General features: G+C 42.3%; 14 protein-coding genes. 9 read left to right on the top strand and 5 right to left on the bottom strand.

The genetic code is table 11. The features are described from left to right. The first annotated feature begins 178 nt into the window (after positions 1 to 178). The 4 genes from BACCOP_RS07250 (at position 179) to purT (ending at position 3,612) form a co-directional block, all read left to right on the top strand. Positions 179 to 544, top strand: a complete 366-nt coding sequence (locus BACCOP_RS07250; RefSeq protein ID WP_007567759.1) for a PadR family transcriptional regulator — start codon at positions 179 to 181, stop codon at positions 542 to 544. Continuing rightward, positions 522 to 1,574 carry a PspC domain-containing protein gene (locus BACCOP_RS07245; protein ID WP_007567758.1) on the top strand — a complete coding sequence of 351 codons (1,053 nt, stop codon included), beginning with the start codon at positions 522 to 524 and terminating at the stop codon, positions 1,572 to 1,574. The genes BACCOP_RS07250 and BACCOP_RS07245 overlap by 23 nt, the downstream gene beginning before the upstream one ends. A 14-nt stretch (positions 1,575 to 1,588) precedes the next feature. Further along, complete coding sequence (locus BACCOP_RS07240; RefSeq protein ID WP_022125313.1) at positions 1,589 to 2,206, top strand: GIN domain-containing protein; 618 nt, start codon at positions 1,589 to 1,591, stop codon at positions 2,204 to 2,206. A 236-nt stretch (positions 2,207 to 2,442) separates the two neighbouring features. Next, positions 2,443 to 3,612 carry a formate-dependent phosphoribosylglycinamide formyltransferase gene (gene purT / locus BACCOP_RS07235; protein WP_007567754.1) on the top strand — a complete coding sequence of 390 codons (1,170 nt, stop codon included), beginning with the start codon at positions 2,443 to 2,445 and terminating at the stop codon, positions 3,610 to 3,612. A 132-nt stretch (positions 3,613 to 3,744) separates the two neighbouring features. Here the strand turns inward: purT and BACCOP_RS21330 are convergent, their stop codons facing one another. From BACCOP_RS21330 to BACCOP_RS07215, 4 genes are all read right to left on the bottom strand, one after another. Further along, positions 3,745 to 5,964: a cytochrome c biogenesis protein CcsA gene (locus BACCOP_RS21330; RefSeq protein WP_007567753.1), complete on the bottom strand. Its 2,220-nt coding sequence runs from the start codon at positions 5,962 to 5,964 to the stop codon at positions 3,745 to 3,747. A 343-nt stretch (positions 5,965 to 6,307) separates the two neighbouring features. Beyond that, complete coding sequence (locus BACCOP_RS07225; RefSeq protein ID WP_007567751.1) at positions 6,308 to 8,050, bottom strand: di-heme oxidoredictase family protein; 1,743 nt, start codon at positions 8,048 to 8,050, stop codon at positions 6,308 to 6,310. A 120-nt stretch (positions 8,051 to 8,170) separates the two neighbouring features. Further along, the gene (locus BACCOP_RS07220) at positions 8,171 to 9,406 is read right to left on the bottom strand and encodes an imelysin family protein (protein ID WP_007567749.1); all 1,236 of its coding nucleotides are present in this window, start codon (positions 9,404 to 9,406) and stop codon (positions 8,171 to 8,173) included. A gap of 50 nt (positions 9,407 to 9,456) precedes the next feature. After that, positions 9,457 to 10,812: a hypothetical protein gene (locus BACCOP_RS07215; RefSeq protein WP_007567747.1), complete on the bottom strand. Its 1,356-nt coding sequence runs from the start codon at positions 10,810 to 10,812 to the stop codon at positions 9,457 to 9,459. Between the two features lie 158 nt (positions 10,813 to 10,970). Between BACCOP_RS07215 and BACCOP_RS07210 the strand changes: the two genes are divergently transcribed. Beyond that, positions 10,971 to 11,693, top strand: a complete 723-nt coding sequence (locus tag BACCOP_RS07210; protein ID WP_007567746.1) for a DNA alkylation repair protein — start codon at positions 10,971 to 10,973, stop codon at positions 11,691 to 11,693. Between the two features lie 206 nt (positions 11,694 to 11,899). On the opposite strand, the gene rlmH is transcribed toward BACCOP_RS07210, so the two are convergent. Next, on the bottom strand, positions 11,900 to 12,373 hold the full coding sequence (rlmH, locus tag BACCOP_RS07205; protein ID WP_007567744.1) for a 23S rRNA (pseudouridine(1915)-N(3))-methyltransferase RlmH: 474 nt from the start codon (positions 12,371 to 12,373) through the stop codon (positions 11,900 to 11,902). Positions 12,374 to 12,464: 91 nt separating this feature from the next. On the opposite strand from rlmH, the gene nadC reads away from it, so the two are divergent. From nadC to BACCOP_RS07185, 4 genes are all read left to right on the top strand, one after another. Continuing rightward, a complete protein-coding gene (gene nadC, locus BACCOP_RS07200) occupies positions 12,465 to 13,319 on the top strand; it encodes a carboxylating nicotinate-nucleotide diphosphorylase (protein WP_007567742.1) in 855 nt (284 codons plus the stop codon). 269 nt (positions 13,320 to 13,588) lie between these two features. Next, complete coding sequence (locus tag BACCOP_RS07195) at positions 13,589 to 14,362, top strand: DUF1295 domain-containing protein (protein ID WP_007567740.1); 774 nt, start codon at positions 13,589 to 13,591, stop codon at positions 14,360 to 14,362. Positions 14,363 to 14,465: 103 nt separating this feature from the next. After that, complete coding sequence (locus tag BACCOP_RS07190) at positions 14,466 to 15,689, top strand: NADH:flavin oxidoreductase (RefSeq protein WP_007567735.1); 1,224 nt, start codon at positions 14,466 to 14,468, stop codon at positions 15,687 to 15,689. 1 nt (position 15,690) lies between these two features. Further along, positions 15,691 to 16,536, top strand: coding sequence for an SDR family oxidoreductase (locus BACCOP_RS07185; RefSeq protein WP_007567733.1), 846 nt, complete (start codon positions 15,691 to 15,693; stop codon positions 16,534 to 16,536). Positions 16,537 to 16,795: the final 259 nt, after the last annotated feature.

Raw genomic sequence — 16,795 nt, 5'->3', positions numbered from 1 at the left:
AGAGCGTATCACGGTGGCTTACCGTGAAAAAGTTTATGCAAAAATAAGGCTTTCCGCCTGTCGTTTTCCGTATATCTGGTTGTATTTCGTTAAAAATGGTAAATTAATAGTTCTATGTAATGCAAGGTATTGATATAATACATATATTTGTGCTATACAAAACAAGAGGATAGAAAACATGAATGTCGATAACGTAAAATCTCAAATGCGCAAAGGGATGCTTGAATACTGCATCCTGTTGTTGCTGCACCGCGAGCCTTCGTATGCTTCAGACATTATACAGAATCTGAAAGAAGCGAAGCTGATAGTAGTGGAGGGTACGCTTTATCCGTTGCTTACCCGTCTGAAGAACGACGATTTGCTATCGTATGAGTGGGTGGAATCTACTCAGGGACCTCCCAGAAAGTATTACAGTCTGACTCCGAAAGGGGAGGAATTTCTGGCAGGACTGCAACTGGCATGGGACGAATTGTCGGATACGGTAAATCATTTAAGAACAAAATTATTAATTTCAAAATCACATGAAAAAGACACTGACTGTTAATTTGGGAGGCACTGTATATCATATTGATGAAGATGCCTATAACCTGCTCGATAATTATCTGAATAATCTCCGCTATCATTTCCGCAAGGAAGAAGGAGCCGACGAGATTGTACGTGATATGGAAACCCGCATTGCAGAACTGTTCGATGAGTATATTCGTACCGGACAGCAGGTTATCACCATAGAGCAGGTAGAAGCTGTTATTGCCCGTATGGGGAAACCTGAGGAGTTGAATACAGACGATAATGATGAGAAGAAAGAAGAAAAAACTAACCATACATATGGCAATGGAACTGCCCGCCGTCTGTTCCGTAATCCTGACGACCGTATATTGGGTGGTGTGCTTTCCGGATTGTCTGCTTACTTCGGATGGGATGTAACGTGGATACGTATCGGAGTACTGGTAGCCGGATGTTTTGTCCAGGGATTGATTCTGGCTTATCTGATCGCATGGATTATTGTTCCGCTGGCAAAAACAGCAACGGAAAAGTTACAGATGCGTGGTGAACCTATCAATATGGAGAATATAGGACGTACCGTGACTGAGGGGTTCGATAAAGTGAACGATTATGTACATTCCGAGAAGCCTCGTTCCTTTCTGCATCAGTTGGGAAATATGATTGTAAAGATTGCAGGTTTCATCATCAAGTTCTTCCTTGTACTGCTGGCTATCTGCCTTACACCGGTTCTGCTTGTCGGTCTTGTCGTACTGTTTGCCTTGCTGCTGGCTGCTACCGGTATACTTGCCAGTGTACCTGCCGTGTTGTATTATTCTATGCCTGATGTAGACTGGAGTCTGATTGCTTCCTCTCCGGCTGCGGTGACCGGACTGTTGGTGTGCGGACTGTTCATCGTGGGCATTCCGGTGATAGGCCTGTTGCAGTTGCTTTTGCAGAGTTTCAATGTATGGAAACCGATGTCTACTGTAACCAAGGTTATCCTTACCTTGATATGGTTTATTTCGCTGGTTGCCGGATTTATCTTTTTGTTTAATACTTCCTTCATCGAGGGACCAATATTCTGGATGTAAAAAATATGATTGTTATGAAAACTGTTTTTGCAAGAGTTATCACTGCGTTGGTTATGATCGCGGGTTTTACTTCCTGCATTTGGGCTGGAAGTAAAGGTGAACATGTTACAGAGAAACGTCATGTGGCGGATTTTACCTCTATTGATATAAAGAGTGTGGGAAGTGTTTATTTTACACAATCATCCGATTTCTCGTGTACGATAGAAGGGGAAGAGAGCCAGGTAAAGAATATTACAACTAGTGTTGAAGGCAATGAGCTGAAAATTGGTTATATCAAGAAACTGAAAAACAACAAGAATGGGGCTGTTATCCGTATCTCTGCTCCCGATTTGCAGGAGCTGGAATTTAAAGGAGTAGGTTCGTTTAATATCGACGGTAAGGTAACACTTCAGGACTTGGATGTAGATTTCAGCGGAGTCGGAGAATTAAATATAAAAGACCTGCAATGCCGTAAAGCAAATTTCGATCTGAAAGGTATAGGAGAGGTAAATATACATATCAATTGTGAAGAAGTAAAAGCTGATGTCAGTGGTATAGGTGCTGCTACATTTACAGGAACGGCACAAATGGCTTCTTTTCATAAAGGTGGTATAGGAGAGCTCAATACGCAGGGAATGGAAGTAAGCAAATAACTCATTCATAGTGTCTTAAATTTATCTTGTGACACGGCATGCCCAGGGTTGGAAAAAACATGGGCATGTTTATCTTAATTCATGCTGATGTTTTGCCAAATTCATCAGCATGTTTTTTTATTTTTTGTACGAAAGAATTGTGTTCTTTCAAAATGTTATTATTTATCATATTCGTATAATCTCTCAACAGAAATCGTTATCTTTGCTGAAAAGAAAAAAGGATTAACTGTTAAGATATGACTAAGAAAATACTTTTGCTGGGTTCCGGCGAATTAGGAAAAGAGTTTGTGATTGCTGCCCAACGTCTGGGTCAGTACGTTATCGCATGTGATTCGTATGCAGGTGCTCCCGCCATGCAGGTAGCAGATGCTTGTGAAGTATTTAGTATGCTGGATGGCGATGCGCTCGACCGTGTGGTAGAAAAATATCATCCCGATATTATTGTGCCTGAAATTGAGGCTATCCGCACCGAACGTCTTTATCATCTGGAAAAAGAAGGTATTCAGGTTGTACCGAGTGCACGTGCCGTAAACTTTACGATGAACCGTAAAGCAATCCGCGACCTTGCTGCTAAGGAACTGGGCTTGAAGACGGCGAAATATTATTATGCAAAGTCGTTCGATGAACTGAAGGAAGCTGCTGAAAAGATTGGTTATCCGTGCGTTATCAAACCGTTGATGTCATCATCTGGTAAGGGACAATCGGTAGCCAAAGGTCCTGAAGATTTGGAATACTCTTGGGCATACGGATGTGAAGGCAGCCGTGGTGATATTAAGGAGCTGATCGTGGAAGAGTTTGTTAAGTTCGACAGCGAAATCACGTTGCTGACAGTTACACAGAAAAATGGTCCGACACTGTTCTGTCCGCCTATCGGACACGTACAGAAAGGTGGTGACTATCGCGAAAGCTTCCAGCCTGCTCACATTGCTCCGGAACATCTTGCTGAGGCTCAGAAGATGGCGGCAAAAGTTACTGAAGCGTTGACTGGTTATGGCCTTTGGGGAGTTGAATTTTTCCTGAGTCACGACAATGGAGTTTATTTCTCTGAACTTTCTCCTCGTCCGCATGATACAGGTATGGTAACACTTGCCAATACACAGAACCTGAACGAGTTCGAACTTCATCTGTATGCTGTATTGGGATTGCCTATTCCGGGTATTACTCAGGAACATATCGGTGCCAGTGCCGTTATTCTTTCTCCTATTGCCAGCAAGGACACTCCGCGCTACCGGGGAGAAGAACTGGTTTGCTCGCAGCCTAACACATACCTCCGTATTTTCGGAAAACCGTATACGAAGCTGAATCGCCGTATGGGTGTAGTAGTATGCTACGATAAGAATGACGGTGACCTGGATGCTTTGCGCGATAAATGTAAAGCTTTGGCAAGCAAAGTAGAAGTTTATTGATAAAATAAATAGAGAATAGTTAGTTTTTCCTGCGGGAGCAGGTAAATAAATCATGGAGGCCGATGCATCACGCACTGGTCTCCATTTTTCATTCTTAAAACAGAATGACAAGTAAAAACGAATAATGTTTTCTTATGCGTAGCTGTGCATACCTCCCATAATAAAGTTGACACCAAAGTATGTGACAAGTACACTTAAAAAAGCGATTACTGCAAACCAGTGGAAGAACATCGGGCGTCGGAAAGAGGAAAGTGATGCAGGATGTAGAGCGGCTGCATATACCAGCATGGTGATGAGTGCCCATACTTCTTTGGGATCCCATCCCCAGTATCTTCCCCATGATACGTTTGCCCAGATTGCTCCAATAAAGATACCTGCTGCCATGAGGAATACAGCGGGATATAAAATGATGTGGCTGATGATTTGTAAGCGAATGATTTGCTCATGGCAGTCTGTGCGTGTGTATCGTAAGATGATTGCCGTGATACCATTCAGCATGACGAATGCCAGTAGTGAATACGAGAGCATAATTGTTACTACGTGAATACTTAGCAGAGGGGAGGAGAGTACTGGCATGAGCTGGGTAACGGAGGGATTGGATTCACCGAACATCGAAACAAGCAAGGTCAGTCCGCATAGTATGTAGCCGAATGAAATAGCGGCTTCAAACTTTCGATAGAGTAAGAAAGTCAGCAGTATGGCACATACGGACATGAGTTGCATCGTTTCGTAACCATTTGACATAGGGAGGTGTCCGCCTATAAATCCTCTTAGCCCGATAAGTATCATAAGATAAATGAATACGATACCTAGCATTGCAAGCAGTATGCTGTTCTGTTTTTTACTGCTGTTGCGTTGTTTCGCCATTTTCCAGCAGTATAAAAAGAATGATAGTATGCCGATTGTGAGGCTGGACATAGCAAGTGGGCGGGTAAAGTTCATACGATTGTATAACATCTCAGCGCCGAAACGTGTGTCTGAAGGCAAGAAACTTCTTGCTTCTTTCTGTTGATATTTTTTTGTTTTATCGAGTAGTATTCTGACTTCATTGTATGCTTGATGGGCTACTTTCTCGGCTATAAGATTCATACTGTAACGTATAAATGCCCATTGCTCGTGAGGCATGGATACTGGCAGGTCGTCAGTCAGTGAATACCATATTGGCTGTGCATTGTTTTTATCAAGGTAAGGATATATCTTCAATAAGTTTCCTGTGCATAGCATGCTTGCCAGACTGAACTTTTCATTTGCTTCTTCTATGGCCCGTGTGGTTTTTGCGTTCCTATCGGAAGGTGATATTTGTTCCAGTTTATATCCGGTAGAGCCTGCAAAGTCGGCAAGACGGACATATTTTCCCTTTGCTCCCAGCAGCTTTTGTACTTCTTTGTCTTTGATAAAAATCATTGGTTCTTGTTTCCATTGCTCGTAAAAGAAAAGCCATCCGGTCAGCACCTGTTCCGGTGTTAATCCCTTGTAATTGGATTTGCCGTAAAGTTTGGTTGTAAACTCTTTTGCCAATGTCTGAAGCGGGCAGATACGGTCGTTGTAATAGACGTATAGCTTTCCAAACTCGTTGGCTGTTTCTTTAGGTAAGGAAGGGGGGACAGATGCTCCGAACATAGTAATCACACTTGTAGAGAGTAGTATACATACGGTAATTTTCTTTAAGGCAGGATGATTTAATAATTTCCGAAAATAGCTGTGTTTGTCAAAAAAGAACAGGATAAACGAGAGCAACAGGAAAGCATATCCCGTATATGCAAGGGCTATTCCGTAAGGATCGTATGCAATGGATAGCGTACTACCTTTTTTATCGGCATCATATGTCGATTGATAAAAACGGTAATTGCGGTAAGTATAGATGTGATTCATGGAAACACTTCCTTCGTGCATCTGAGGACCGTCATAAACGTTTAGTATGCTGATGAAATCCATTGGTGCGAATGTTCCCTGATAGTACGTTAACTGGAACTGTTTTAATGAAACAGAAAATGGCAAATCGGCTTTTTGTCCGTCATTTTTATTGAAAGTAGTGACTGGAGTTTCTCCTTGTCGAAGGTGTATGTTTCCTTGTATTCCCCAGATGTGTGTAGTAAGTGCTCCCGATAAAATAAGAATGAAAGACAGGTGGAGCAAGTATACTATTTTATTCCTTATGATATGGCGCTTGATGATATAGAGTAATGAAAGTAATGTTGTGGCTATCCAAAGACCTATAAAGAAAGGAGAGCCGTAAAAGTATGTTGACGAAACGGTGGTTCCATATAGCTTTTCGATAATGGTGGCTGCAATCATCATGATGAGCAGAAATATCCATAATCCAAAAGTCGCTTTTTTTAATATATTAGTCATTCTGTTTGTTGTTTTTACTTGTATAAAGGAAGACATACGGAGATTAAATATTACCACGGACTATACAAACTGATAATAGGTTATTTTATATATTGTATGGGAAAATCTGTATCTGTATGTGTAATCCGTGGTAGAATCTGTTTTTTATATTAGTGTCCGATAAACATATTAAATAGGATGATTATCAGTGTTGTTTTTATGGATAGGCCCCTTTTTAAGTTAATGCTTATTGATGACTTAAAAGTTTTATCGGACAGCAATAGTTTTTTAGATTCGTTTCTTTTGGAGAGAGTTCAGACCTTTTTTGTTGCATGAAAGCCCTCGTTCTCCCTCAAATGTATGATCAGATTGAGTCAATGAATTTTACAATTGCATCGCGCTCGGCTTTCGACAGGTTACGGAACTTTTCGACAGTCATTCGTGCATCACTTTTAGCATTTCCATGCCACATAATGGCTTCGATGACGTTTCGTGCGCGGTTATCGTGCAGACGGTCGGCTGTGGTCGAACCGGTACACATCTGATGCAATCCTCGTCCCCATAGCGGAGTGGTACGGCACCAGCCGGTCCGGATGTCGTTTTCCATATGTAACTTATGTTGTACGAGGTCGGAGTAAGGCCAGATTGTCTGGTTGGGATATCTTGGCAACCGGCTGTCGCCTTTGGTAAAGAATCCGTTCGGATCGTAAAAGTTATCATCTCCTGTTGTCCATGATGGACGATGGCAATAAGCACATCCTATCTGTTCGAACAGTTCCTTGCCTTTTATCACGTCTGGATCATCCACATTACGTGCGGCAGGAACGGCTAATCCACGATGCCATACCATGAAATCGATAAAATCTTCATCATCCATTTCTACATCCAGCTCTTGAGAAGTGAGATATGCGGCAATGGCTCTGGCTACCTGCGTCTTGTCTGTATAATCATCTGCATGCCAGGTCGGGTGATTTTTATCAGGATCGACTTCTTCAATGTATGATTGATAACCAGCCTGTACTTCCGGATCATTGGCTGAGGCTTTTACCCATGAACTTCCTCCGTAAACCGTTTTATCCTCTCCGCTGGCACTGGCAAAATAAGTATCCAGATAATGATAGCGGCGGTTGCTGCGTGTTACGTTTGTGATATTCCACATAGCGTTCGCTCCGGCAGCGTCTTGCAGTGGTCCTCTGCTCAGGGCATAAGTAAATCTGAAAGGATGTTGTTCTCCTTTATCGCTAAAGTCAGGATTGACATCTGTGACTTTCGTATTGCTGTATTGCTTCACCCATTCTCCATTTTTGAAGAAAGCTTCGTTTAGACCGTTTTGCATGTATCCGTCTTGCTCTTCTTTGGCATATTGTGCTTTCAGATCATCATCGCTGATGGCATCCAGCAGTCCGGTTCCGTAAATACCGATGGTAGATTCCAAGAGCACTTTATAGTTGCCCAGACTGCTGATTACTCCTTCATTTTTTGCATATACAGCATCAGCAGCAAGTGTAACTTCCGGATATTCCAGGTCATAACTTTCTCCGTCAGGAAATTTATTTCCCCACTCGTCGGTATATTTCTTCCATTCAATGATGACCTTGCTTTCATCCAGCGGAGCTTTAAAAGGCTGAGTTGCGTGTCCCTGAGGCATTCCTGTAAGCCAACTTACATATCCGTCTGTATCAGGATTGTAAACGACAAGCAGACATCCGTTTCCTATTGATGTAGTTTGAAAAGCACCGGCAGGATTACGTTTCCCGTGACCATATCCGGGGTGACAATGGATACACGAGCTGCGTACATATGCCGGTCCTAATCCTTTACGTACTCCGGAATGATTGTTCATATACATTTTTTCGAAAAGTTGTTCACCATTTTTAAAGCGCTGGCTCATCTCTTCATTAGCTTCGATGGGTTCTGTTGGCTGTTCCAGCGCATTCGATGTTGTCAGGTATGCAGTACCTAGTTGGCCTCCGGTGTAATACCATTCGGGCTTTTCGTTATTTTCGGGATTATCGGACGGTACATGCTGGTTCTCATTGTCACTACATGCTGTTATGGCACTGGCAACGAACAATGAATTTATCAGATATAAGAACTTTGTTTTCATAAGTAAAATTTTTGTTCCTAAGCTGCTACAGCCATCTTGAATCGGAATTTAGGGTGTCTTTACCTCAATTCAAGATGACTGTTTAAAGCTATTTTATTCTACAAGAAATTTGTATTGCTCTTATTTCAAAAGAGCTTTGTTGGCTTTGTTCAATGCTGTAGATAACTTGCTTAAAGATGCTATGGCTGCATCAGCTTCGGCTCCTGTTGCATTTTTTGCAAACGGTTCTGGTATAGCCTGTATTTTGGTAATGGATTCATCTATCAGCGCTTTTACTTCTGTATCTGTAGCCTGGTCGACTGTTGAAACGTAAGCGCTGACAGATGTTGCATTGTTCTTGCCATCGTAGCTGATTCCTTCGTATGCATTTTTTACACTTTTGATATTATCGACAAAGTCGACAACCGAGTTTAGTGCATAAGGTGATTCGATATAATTTTTGTCGTCGGCACTCTGACCTGAGTTAGGACGTCCGATTTTTTGCGTACATACTTCATCTACGATATCGATACATCCTTGAATCAATTCTTGTGCGGCAACGGTATAACTGGTATATTTGCTTCCGCCTTGTCCGGCTGTTTTCATACTCGTACCGTAATTGAAAGTCGGCTCTTGTTCTGTTTCGGTAAGGATTTCCTGTTTTTGTGTACTGATATTATTCATACCGGCCCATGAAGCCTCCAGGCGGATACACTGGTTACGTAAATCTTCGGCAACTCCTGCCATGTAAATCAGATGATTGTTCGTTATATTTACTACCTGTCCGCTGTAGCTATAAGTCTTCTCAAAGTTTCTTGGTTCTCTATGTGAGTCGTCAGTAAGCTGGAACAGGATGTATTCCAAAGCATGATAACCTAGCAGACCGTAACCTAGGTTTGTTGTGATATAATCGAAATCGCCTTCGCCGATGGCATCCATCATTTTCTGATTGTTCAGTAAATTATCTAGTGCAACCTGATCGAGAGGCCACGAATCGATATGAGGGTCGATATTGTAATCGGCAGCTGCACCAAACAGAAATGCTTCGCTCAACTCCCATGCCTTACGTGATTCTGTCCAGTGCTCGCATGCTTCTGCCACATATTCGGTTGCTTTAGCCTTATCTCCACTGAGGTAAGCTTCTTTGGCTTTTGTGCATGCGTCACTCATCAGAATAGCTTCGTCTGCCATAGCTGTGTAAGTAGGGATAACGGTATTGTCTACGTATGGAACGATAGCTTCTTTCAATGCTTGTTCTTCGTTTGATAAACCGTTGGATGTGTTACTCCCGTTATTGTCATCACTACATGAAATCATACTTGTTGCCATGATGGTAACAACTGTCATACAAAGAGGAAATTTAAAAAACATGTTCATCTTTTTTGAATTTTAAGTTATGATTAATAAAACTTGCTTTCTTACTGTTTTTATTTGGTGAAGAATCCTGCATATGCTACGCCAACCGATATAGCGGGTTCATTGTTGTAAGGTGTTCGCATCAGACCGATGGAATATTCACCTTTTACTACGATATCGTGGATGGGATAATAATTTATTCCGGCTGCTATACGATTGCGTCCACAGAATTTATAAATGGGCGTACTGGTCTTATGCATAGAGTCGTAATAATCGTAACGTCCGAAAACATATAGCTTCTGTCCTTTGTCATTCAGTTTATTGATTTGTGAGAATACATTGTATCCAGCTTCTATGCCGGCAGCAATAGCCGCTTCTGCAACATTCTGTTGTGGGGAAGGAGAGTTGTTGCTCATCTTTTTATTGACTTCCGTAATTTTATCGGCATCACTCAAATGACCGTAATCGAAGTTTCCACGCACTATCCAGTTGTGATCATTGTAATTAAAATCGAAGGCTCCAATCATGACAGTTCCTTTTACATCTTTATACTTTTCGCTGTCTTTATAGTCATTCAGTGAGTTGTTGAAAGAATTGCCTGCATACCCACTGAGAGAAAGGCGTAGTCCCTTAATGGAATAATTATCGATGCGGAAAGCTCCTGCTACGGAGTTACCGATTTTAAATTCATATGGACTGCCTGCACCGCCTTGAATCCAGTTCAGTCGGTTGAAACGGTCAGAATCGAGGCCTGGAACCAATAAAACTTCGTAGCGCCAGTCACCTGCACGTCCCCACAAGCTGATACCTGTTTCATGCCAGGTACAAGGCAGGATGGTATTTTCTCCTTCAGGACGATAGACTCCAAAGAACTCCGTCGGCAGATGGTTTTGGTTTGTTCCACCTACCGGAACAATAATGTGCCCCAGTTTGATGTTGAATTCCGGACAGATAGATTTCTGGATCCAGAACTGTTCGAGAGCAACTTCTCCGCCACGTTCTATTTCACTTTCATATTCTCCGGCTTCCTCTTCCTCTATTTCAATGGCACTTTCCGTTCCACCGTGCTCAAACTCTATTTCACTTCCCATTGACCATCCATGACCAAAATTATAATTCAGGAAAAGCACCACATGTGGCAAGTCGAAACGTCCGTGCGACTGTCCCTTGTATACGCTGGGATCTTTTGCCGTATAGCGTATATATTTGTCCGAATAAAAGTTATGACTATATACAGCCTCTCCATATCCTCCTATGGTCAACCCTTTACCGTTTTCTTCCGTTTTTAAGATAGAACGTTTCTGGGCTTTCATTTCTGTCACAGCCTCTTCGCTGCTTTTGCTTGTTTTCTCGGCTTCGTTTGCAGCAAATGCGTGTGTACTTATTGCTGCGATACAAAGTGAAAACAGGAACATTTTACTTTTCATTTGTTTTCTAATTTTGTTGGTTCTTAACAAGCGCAAAGGTATTCCACATGCTTTAGGGCATCAATACCTATTAATTGGTAAAAAAAGTTGTTAAATACCTACTACTAGGTATGCTTGTTCTTATCTTTGCGGGAAGATAGTTTTAACAGTGTATAAAGATGAAAGAATACCGATTGGATAACCTGACCATAAAGGAACATTTACTGGAGTTGGCAGAAAGAGGAAATAGGTCTTTTGCTGAGAGTCTGAATCCGGGTGTGGAACATGTGTTGGGAATAAGAATTCCTGATTTGCGTAAACTTGCAGTACGGATTTCGCATACGGACTGGGAGGAGTATCTGCTTACTGCCGATACTTTCTATATGGAAGAACGTATGTTGCAGGGGATGGTATTAGGCTGTATCAAACCTGATGCGGATGTTGAATACTACTTGCAGCGCGTAACTCGCTTTGTATGGATAATAAACAGCTGGTCGGTTTGTGATACTTTTAAATTCGGAGGAGGGAAAAGATTCATCGCCGAAAACAAGGAGCGGTTGTGGCATTATTTAGTTGGCTGGATGCACGCACAGGGAGAGTATGAAATTCGATTTGGGGTTGTGATGAGTATGCAACTTTTTATTGATGACGAACATATTGAACAACTGCTGGAAGAATATGATGCTATCCGTCACGATGGGTATTACGTGAAAATGGCAGTGGCATGGGCGCTGTCAGTCTGCTTTGTAAAGTTCCCTGAAATTACCATGCAATACCTGAAGCAGAATACATTAGATGATTTTACATACAACAAAACGTTGCAGAAAATAATCGAATCATATCGGGTGGATGCCGAAACCAAGAAGCTGATCAAGCAGATGAAAAGACCTGCTACCCGATAGACGGGAGCAGATAATAGTCGCACGAGTGTGTCTTACAGTACAAAAAACGAATCGATTTACTTATAATTTTATAGGTTAAAGTACACAATCCCCTGCTTTTAAGCACTTAATCGGTAAAGCAGGGGATTTTTGTCTGAAAGTGTCGGTTATTTTACTTAAGTAATTCTATTTTAGTCCAGCCTTATACGATGTGTGATATGATGTTTTCATTCGTGGTGATACGGACCGTTGTTCAGGATAGTCATGGAACGATAGAGCTGTTCCACAAATATCAACCGAATCATCTGGTGTGAGAATGTCATTTTCGAAAGGGAAATTTTTTCTTGGGCGACTGCATATACGGCAGGAGAAAATCCATAAGGTCCGCCGATAATGAATACCAGCCGTTTGCTGACTGTATGCATTTTTCGTTCTACCCAAGAAGCGAACTCTACTGAGCGGAACTCTTTGCCATGTTCATCGAGCAACACAGGTACATCGCCCGGTTGCAGGGCTTTCAGAATCAGTTCTCCTTCTTTTTCCTTCTGTTGCTCCATGCTCAGACTTTTGGTGTTCTTAAGCTCCGGGATGACTTCTATGTCGAAAGAGATATAATGTTTCGTACGCTCTGCATAATCGTTAATGGCGGTGATGTAATGTTTCTCGACTGTCCGTCCGACAACTAGTAACGTAAATTTCATTTTCTGTCTTGTTTTAATTTATTCTTTTTGCAAAGATAAGGATTATCCTTACCTTTGCCAGTAAGAAAACGTATTTAAAACAAGAAATAAAATGGACGAAAAAGTTGTTAAGGATTTAATCGACCGCTTGATTGATTTATCGTTTGCAGAAGATATCGGCGATGGCGACCATACCACATTATCGTGTATTCCTGCCGATGCTATGGGAAAATCAAAACTTCTGATAAAGGAAGAAGGTATTCTTGCCGGTATTGAAGTGGCAAAAGAAGTATTCCACCGTTTTGATCCTGAAATGAAAGTGGAAGTTTTCATTGAAGACGGTACACATGTAAAGCCGGGTGACGTAGCTATGGTGGTAGAAGGAAAGATCCAGTCATTGCTTCAGACCGAACGACTGATGCTGAACATTATGCAGCGTATGAGTGGTATTGCTACGATGACACACCGTTATGTAGAACGTCTGCAAGGAACCAAGACTCGTGTGCTCGACACTAGAAAGACAACACCGGGTATGCGTATTCTTGAAAAAATGGCTGTTAAAATCGGTGGTGGTGTAAATCATCGTATCGGTCTGTTTGACATGATTCTGTTGAAAGACAATCATGTGGATTTTGCTGGTGGTATTGATAAGGCTATCACGCGTGCCCGTGAATACTGCAAGGCTAAAGGTAAGGACCTGAAAATTGAAATCGAGGTACGTAACTTCGACGAATTGCAGCAGGTTCTCGATTTGGGTGGAGTAGACCGTATCATGCTTGACAACTTTACTCCGGCAGATACACGTAAGGCTGTAGAAATGGTAAACGGACGTGTAGAGCTTGAGTCATCGGGTGGTATTACTTTCGATACACTACGCGATTACGCAGAATGTGGTGTTGATTTCATTTCCGTAGGTGCTTTGACACATTCTGTAAAAGGTCTTGATATGAGCTTTAAAGCATGCTGATAAAGTGTGATTAATTTGTACAAGGTTTCAGAAATACCTTCCAAGTCTTTTTGAAGTTTTGTACTGAAAAATTTTTCTGCTGATGTTTTTTCAGAAATATGCTGACATTATTCTGAAAGAACAGGACGTTTCCTCCTTTTCCCGCTTTTGTCTTTTATATATGATATGAAAAGAATTAAAGCAGGAAAAGGGGGATTTTTTCTATTTTTTAAACCATTGATTCTGATTCCTTTTTCTGTATCTTTGATTATTGTTCTAAATCGAAGATTATGAGTCACGACACCTATCAATTCCTTCTTTATGCTATGTCTGTGGCAGGCGCAGTAGTATTTGTGGCACTTTATTTTGTGAGGGCAGGATATGGTATGTTCCGTACATCCTCGTGGGGAATCTCTTTGCCTAATAAGTTAGCTTGGATGCTGATGGAGGCTCCGGCTTTTGTTGTTATGCTGTGGGGATGGCTGTCTAGTGATATTGACGTTTTTGCTCCTCAGTTTGTCTTTGCCTGCCTGTTTTTGTTGCATTATTTTCAGCGTTCGTTTGTTTTCCCGCTGCTGATGAGAGGCAAAAGTCGTATGCCGGTTGCCATTGTAGCTATGGGGATTGTCTTTAATATACTGAACGGTATGCTGCTCATAACAAGTTTCTTTTCTTATCCGTCTGCTGAAGATTTGTATGCTGAAGGCTGCGGCTATTGGATGCACTCTTTCCCTTGGATAGGGCTGGCACTGTTTATCGCCGGAATGAGTATCAATCTTCATTCGGATTATGTAATCCGTCATTTGCGGAAGTCAGGCGATACGAAACATTATCTGCCGCAGAAAGGATTTTACCGTCATGTCACGTCTGCCAATTATTTGGGTGAACTGATTGAGTGGACAGGTTTTGCCTTGTTGACAGCTTCGCCTGCTGCATGGGTTTTTGTGTGGTGGACAGCTGCCAATTTAGTACCTCGTGCTGATGCCATCTATCGGCGTTATCGTGAAGAATTGGGATGTGAAGCTCTTAAAGACAAAAAGAGAATTATTCCTTATATATATTGAGAGTTCGCCTTAGAATTCTTGTTCATACGTTGAAAGATGAGCAGATCTCTTGAGATTTTATGAGGGTTTTCTCATCTGTGATGTTTATTTTAATCAGATTGTTATGAATTCAAAACTATTTACTCCGGTGAAATTGGGACCATTGACGTTGCGCAATCGTACCATCCGTTCAGCAGCTTTCGAAAGCATGTGCCCTGGAAATAAACCGTCGGAACAGCTACTCGATTATCATCGTTCGGTAGCTGCCGGAGGAGTGGGTATGACGACTGTAGCCTATGCAGCTGTTACTCGTAGTGGCTTGTCGTTCGACCGCCAGCTATGGATGCGTCCGGAGATTGTATCTGGTCTCCGTCGGCTCACCGATGCGGTTCATGCAGAAGGAGCAGCTGCCAGCATTCAGCTGGGGCATTGCGGAAATATGTCGCATAAAAGCATTTGTGGTTGTCTGCCCGTAGGAGCCAGCAGTGGGTTCAATCTTTATTCGCCCACGTTTGTGCGCGGGCTTCGTGCCGATGAGTTGCCGGAAATGGCTCGTGCGTATGGCAGAGCTGTTTGTCTGGCACGCGAGTCCGGATTCGATGCTGTGGAAATACATGCCGGACATGGCTACCTGATCAGTCAGTTTCTTTCTCCTGCCACCAATCATCGTAAAGATATCTTCGGAGGTTCACTGGAAAATCGGATGCGCTTTATGGATATGGTAATAGATGAAGTGATGACAGCGGCTGGTAATGACATGGCTGTACTGGTGAAGATGAACATGCGCGACGGTTTCCGTGGCGGAATGGAGTTAGAGGAATCACTACAGGTGGCACGCAGGTTACAGCAGTCGGGAGCTCATGCTCTAGTCTTGAGTGGCGGTTTTGTAAGTAAAGCACCGATGTATGTGATGAGGGGAGAAATGCCTATCCGTAGCATGACACATTATATGACTTGCTGGTGGCTGAAATATGGTGTTCGTCTGGTGGGGAAATGGATGATTCCTTCAGTGCCTTTCCGCGAAGCTTATTTTCTGGATGATGCGTTGAAATTCAGAAAAGTACTGGATATGCCGTTGGTATATGTAGGTGGTCTGGTTACCCGTCAGAAGATTGATGAGGTACTTAACGATGGTTTCGAAGCCGTACAAATGGGTCGTGCATTGCTTAATGAACCGGGATTTGTAAACCGTATGCTCATGGAAGAAAATGCCCGTTGCAGTTGTAAGCATAGTAATTATTGCATAGCCCGTATGTATACACTTGATATGGCATGTCACCAACACCTGCAGGAAGAATTGCCGGATTGCCTGAAAAAAGAAATTGAACGTATAGAGAGTAGAGGTTGATATGAGAAAAGGACTAGCGATAATAACAGGAGCAGACGGTGGTATGGGAACGGAAATAACCCGTGCGGTAGCTTTGGCTGGATATTGTGTGGTAATGGCATGTTATAATGCTGAAAAAGCTGAGGTTAAGCGGAGGCTTTTGATAGAGGAAACAGGTAATGCTGATATTATGGTGATGTCGATAGATTTGTCCTCGCTGGCTTCTGTAAACGCTTTTGCCTGCCGGATGCTGGAGCGTGGAGACAGGCTGGATTTGCTGATGAATAATGCCGGGACGATGGAAACCGGCCTCCATATAACGGAAGATGGGCTGGAGCGTACGGTAAGTGTTAATTATGTGGGACATTATTTACTGACTCGCAAATTATTACCGCTGATGGGTAAGGGGAGCCGTATCGTCAATATGGTATCTTGTACGTATGCGATAGGGAAACTGGATTTTCCTGATTTTTTCATAAAGGGGAAGAAGGGCTGCTTTTGGCGGATTCCTGTATATAGCAATACGAAACTGGCGCTTACACTCTTTACCTTCGAATTGTCGGAACGTCTGAAAGAGCGGGGAGTTGTAGTCAATGCTGCTGATCCGGGTATCGTTTCGACAGACATTATCACCATGCATATGTGGTTCGATCCGTTGACTGATATTTTCTTCCGCCCTTTTATCCGTACACCTCGGCAAGGAGCTGCTACAGCAATCTGCCTTTTACTCGATGAAGAGGCCGGTAAACGTACTGGCACGTTGAATGTCAGCTGTCGACCTAAGGTTTTATCGGAAAAGTACACTCATCATCGCCAGTCACAGGAACTTTGGGAGCGGACGGAGGAGATTGTTGCAAAATGGTTATAACCGGATAGTCAGAAGAAAGGGAGTGCTTCGATTTTTCATGCTGAGTATGGTTATTTTTAGTTAGAGTAGAAGTTATTATTGTTTAGTAGAATTTTTCATTTGTTTATATATGTCTGAAGGAGCGTGTTTGGTATTGTCTTACCAACTTGTTTTTTGCGTGATGATTTTTATAATCAAGTGATTAGGTATATCTGTTAGGCGTTAATAAATAAAAAAGGGATGTGGTGAAGTTGGAACTGTTTGCGTATATCATGCTTTG

Origin of the sequence: Phocaeicola coprocola DSM 17136, assembly GCF_000154845.1 — a bacterium.
In the GTDB taxonomy this organism is placed as follows: domain Bacteria; phylum Bacteroidota; class Bacteroidia; order Bacteroidales; family Bacteroidaceae; genus Phocaeicola; species Phocaeicola coprocola.
Note: the sequence above shows the minus strand (reverse complement) of the source record. Positions and strands in the feature narration are given on the sequence as shown.

Excerpts from the sequence above, each read along its gene's own strand:
- BACCOP_RS07250 (WP_007567759.1), top strand. The coding sequence starts at position 179 with ATGAATGTCGATAACGTAAAATCTCAAATGCGCAAAGGGATGCTTGAA.
- rlmH (WP_007567744.1), bottom strand. The coding sequence starts at position 12,373 with ATGAAATTTACGTTACTAGTTGTCGGACGGACAGTCGAGAAACATTAC.
- BACCOP_RS07220 (WP_007567749.1), bottom strand. The coding sequence starts at position 9,406 with ATGAACATGTTTTTTAAATTTCCTCTTTGTATGACAGTTGTTACCATC.
- BACCOP_RS07210 (WP_007567746.1), top strand. The coding sequence starts at position 10,971 with ATGAAAGAATACCGATTGGATAACCTGACCATAAAGGAACATTTACTG.
- nadC (WP_007567742.1), top strand. The coding sequence starts at position 12,465 with ATGGACGAAAAAGTTGTTAAGGATTTAATCGACCGCTTGATTGATTTA.
- BACCOP_RS07190 (WP_007567735.1), top strand. The coding sequence starts at position 14,466 with ATGAATTCAAAACTATTTACTCCGGTGAAATTGGGACCATTGACGTTG.
- BACCOP_RS07240 (WP_022125313.1), top strand. The coding sequence starts at position 1,589 with ATGAAAACTGTTTTTGCAAGAGTTATCACTGCGTTGGTTATGATCGCG.
- BACCOP_RS07245 (WP_007567758.1), top strand. The coding sequence starts at position 522 with ATGAAAAAGACACTGACTGTTAATTTGGGAGGCACTGTATATCATATT.
- BACCOP_RS07215 (WP_007567747.1), bottom strand. The coding sequence starts at position 10,812 with ATGAAAAGTAAAATGTTCCTGTTTTCACTTTGTATCGCAGCAATAAGT.
- BACCOP_RS07195 (WP_007567740.1), top strand. The coding sequence starts at position 13,589 with ATGAGTCACGACACCTATCAATTCCTTCTTTATGCTATGTCTGTGGCA.
- purT (WP_007567754.1), top strand. The coding sequence starts at position 2,443 with ATGACTAAGAAAATACTTTTGCTGGGTTCCGGCGAATTAGGAAAAGAG.
- BACCOP_RS07185 (WP_007567733.1), top strand. The coding sequence starts at position 15,691 with ATGAGAAAAGGACTAGCGATAATAACAGGAGCAGACGGTGGTATGGGA.
- BACCOP_RS21330 (WP_007567753.1), bottom strand. The coding sequence starts at position 5,964 with ATGACTAATATATTAAAAAAAGCGACTTTTGGATTATGGATATTTCTG.
- BACCOP_RS07225 (WP_007567751.1), bottom strand. The coding sequence starts at position 8,050 with ATGAAAACAAAGTTCTTATATCTGATAAATTCATTGTTCGTTGCCAGT.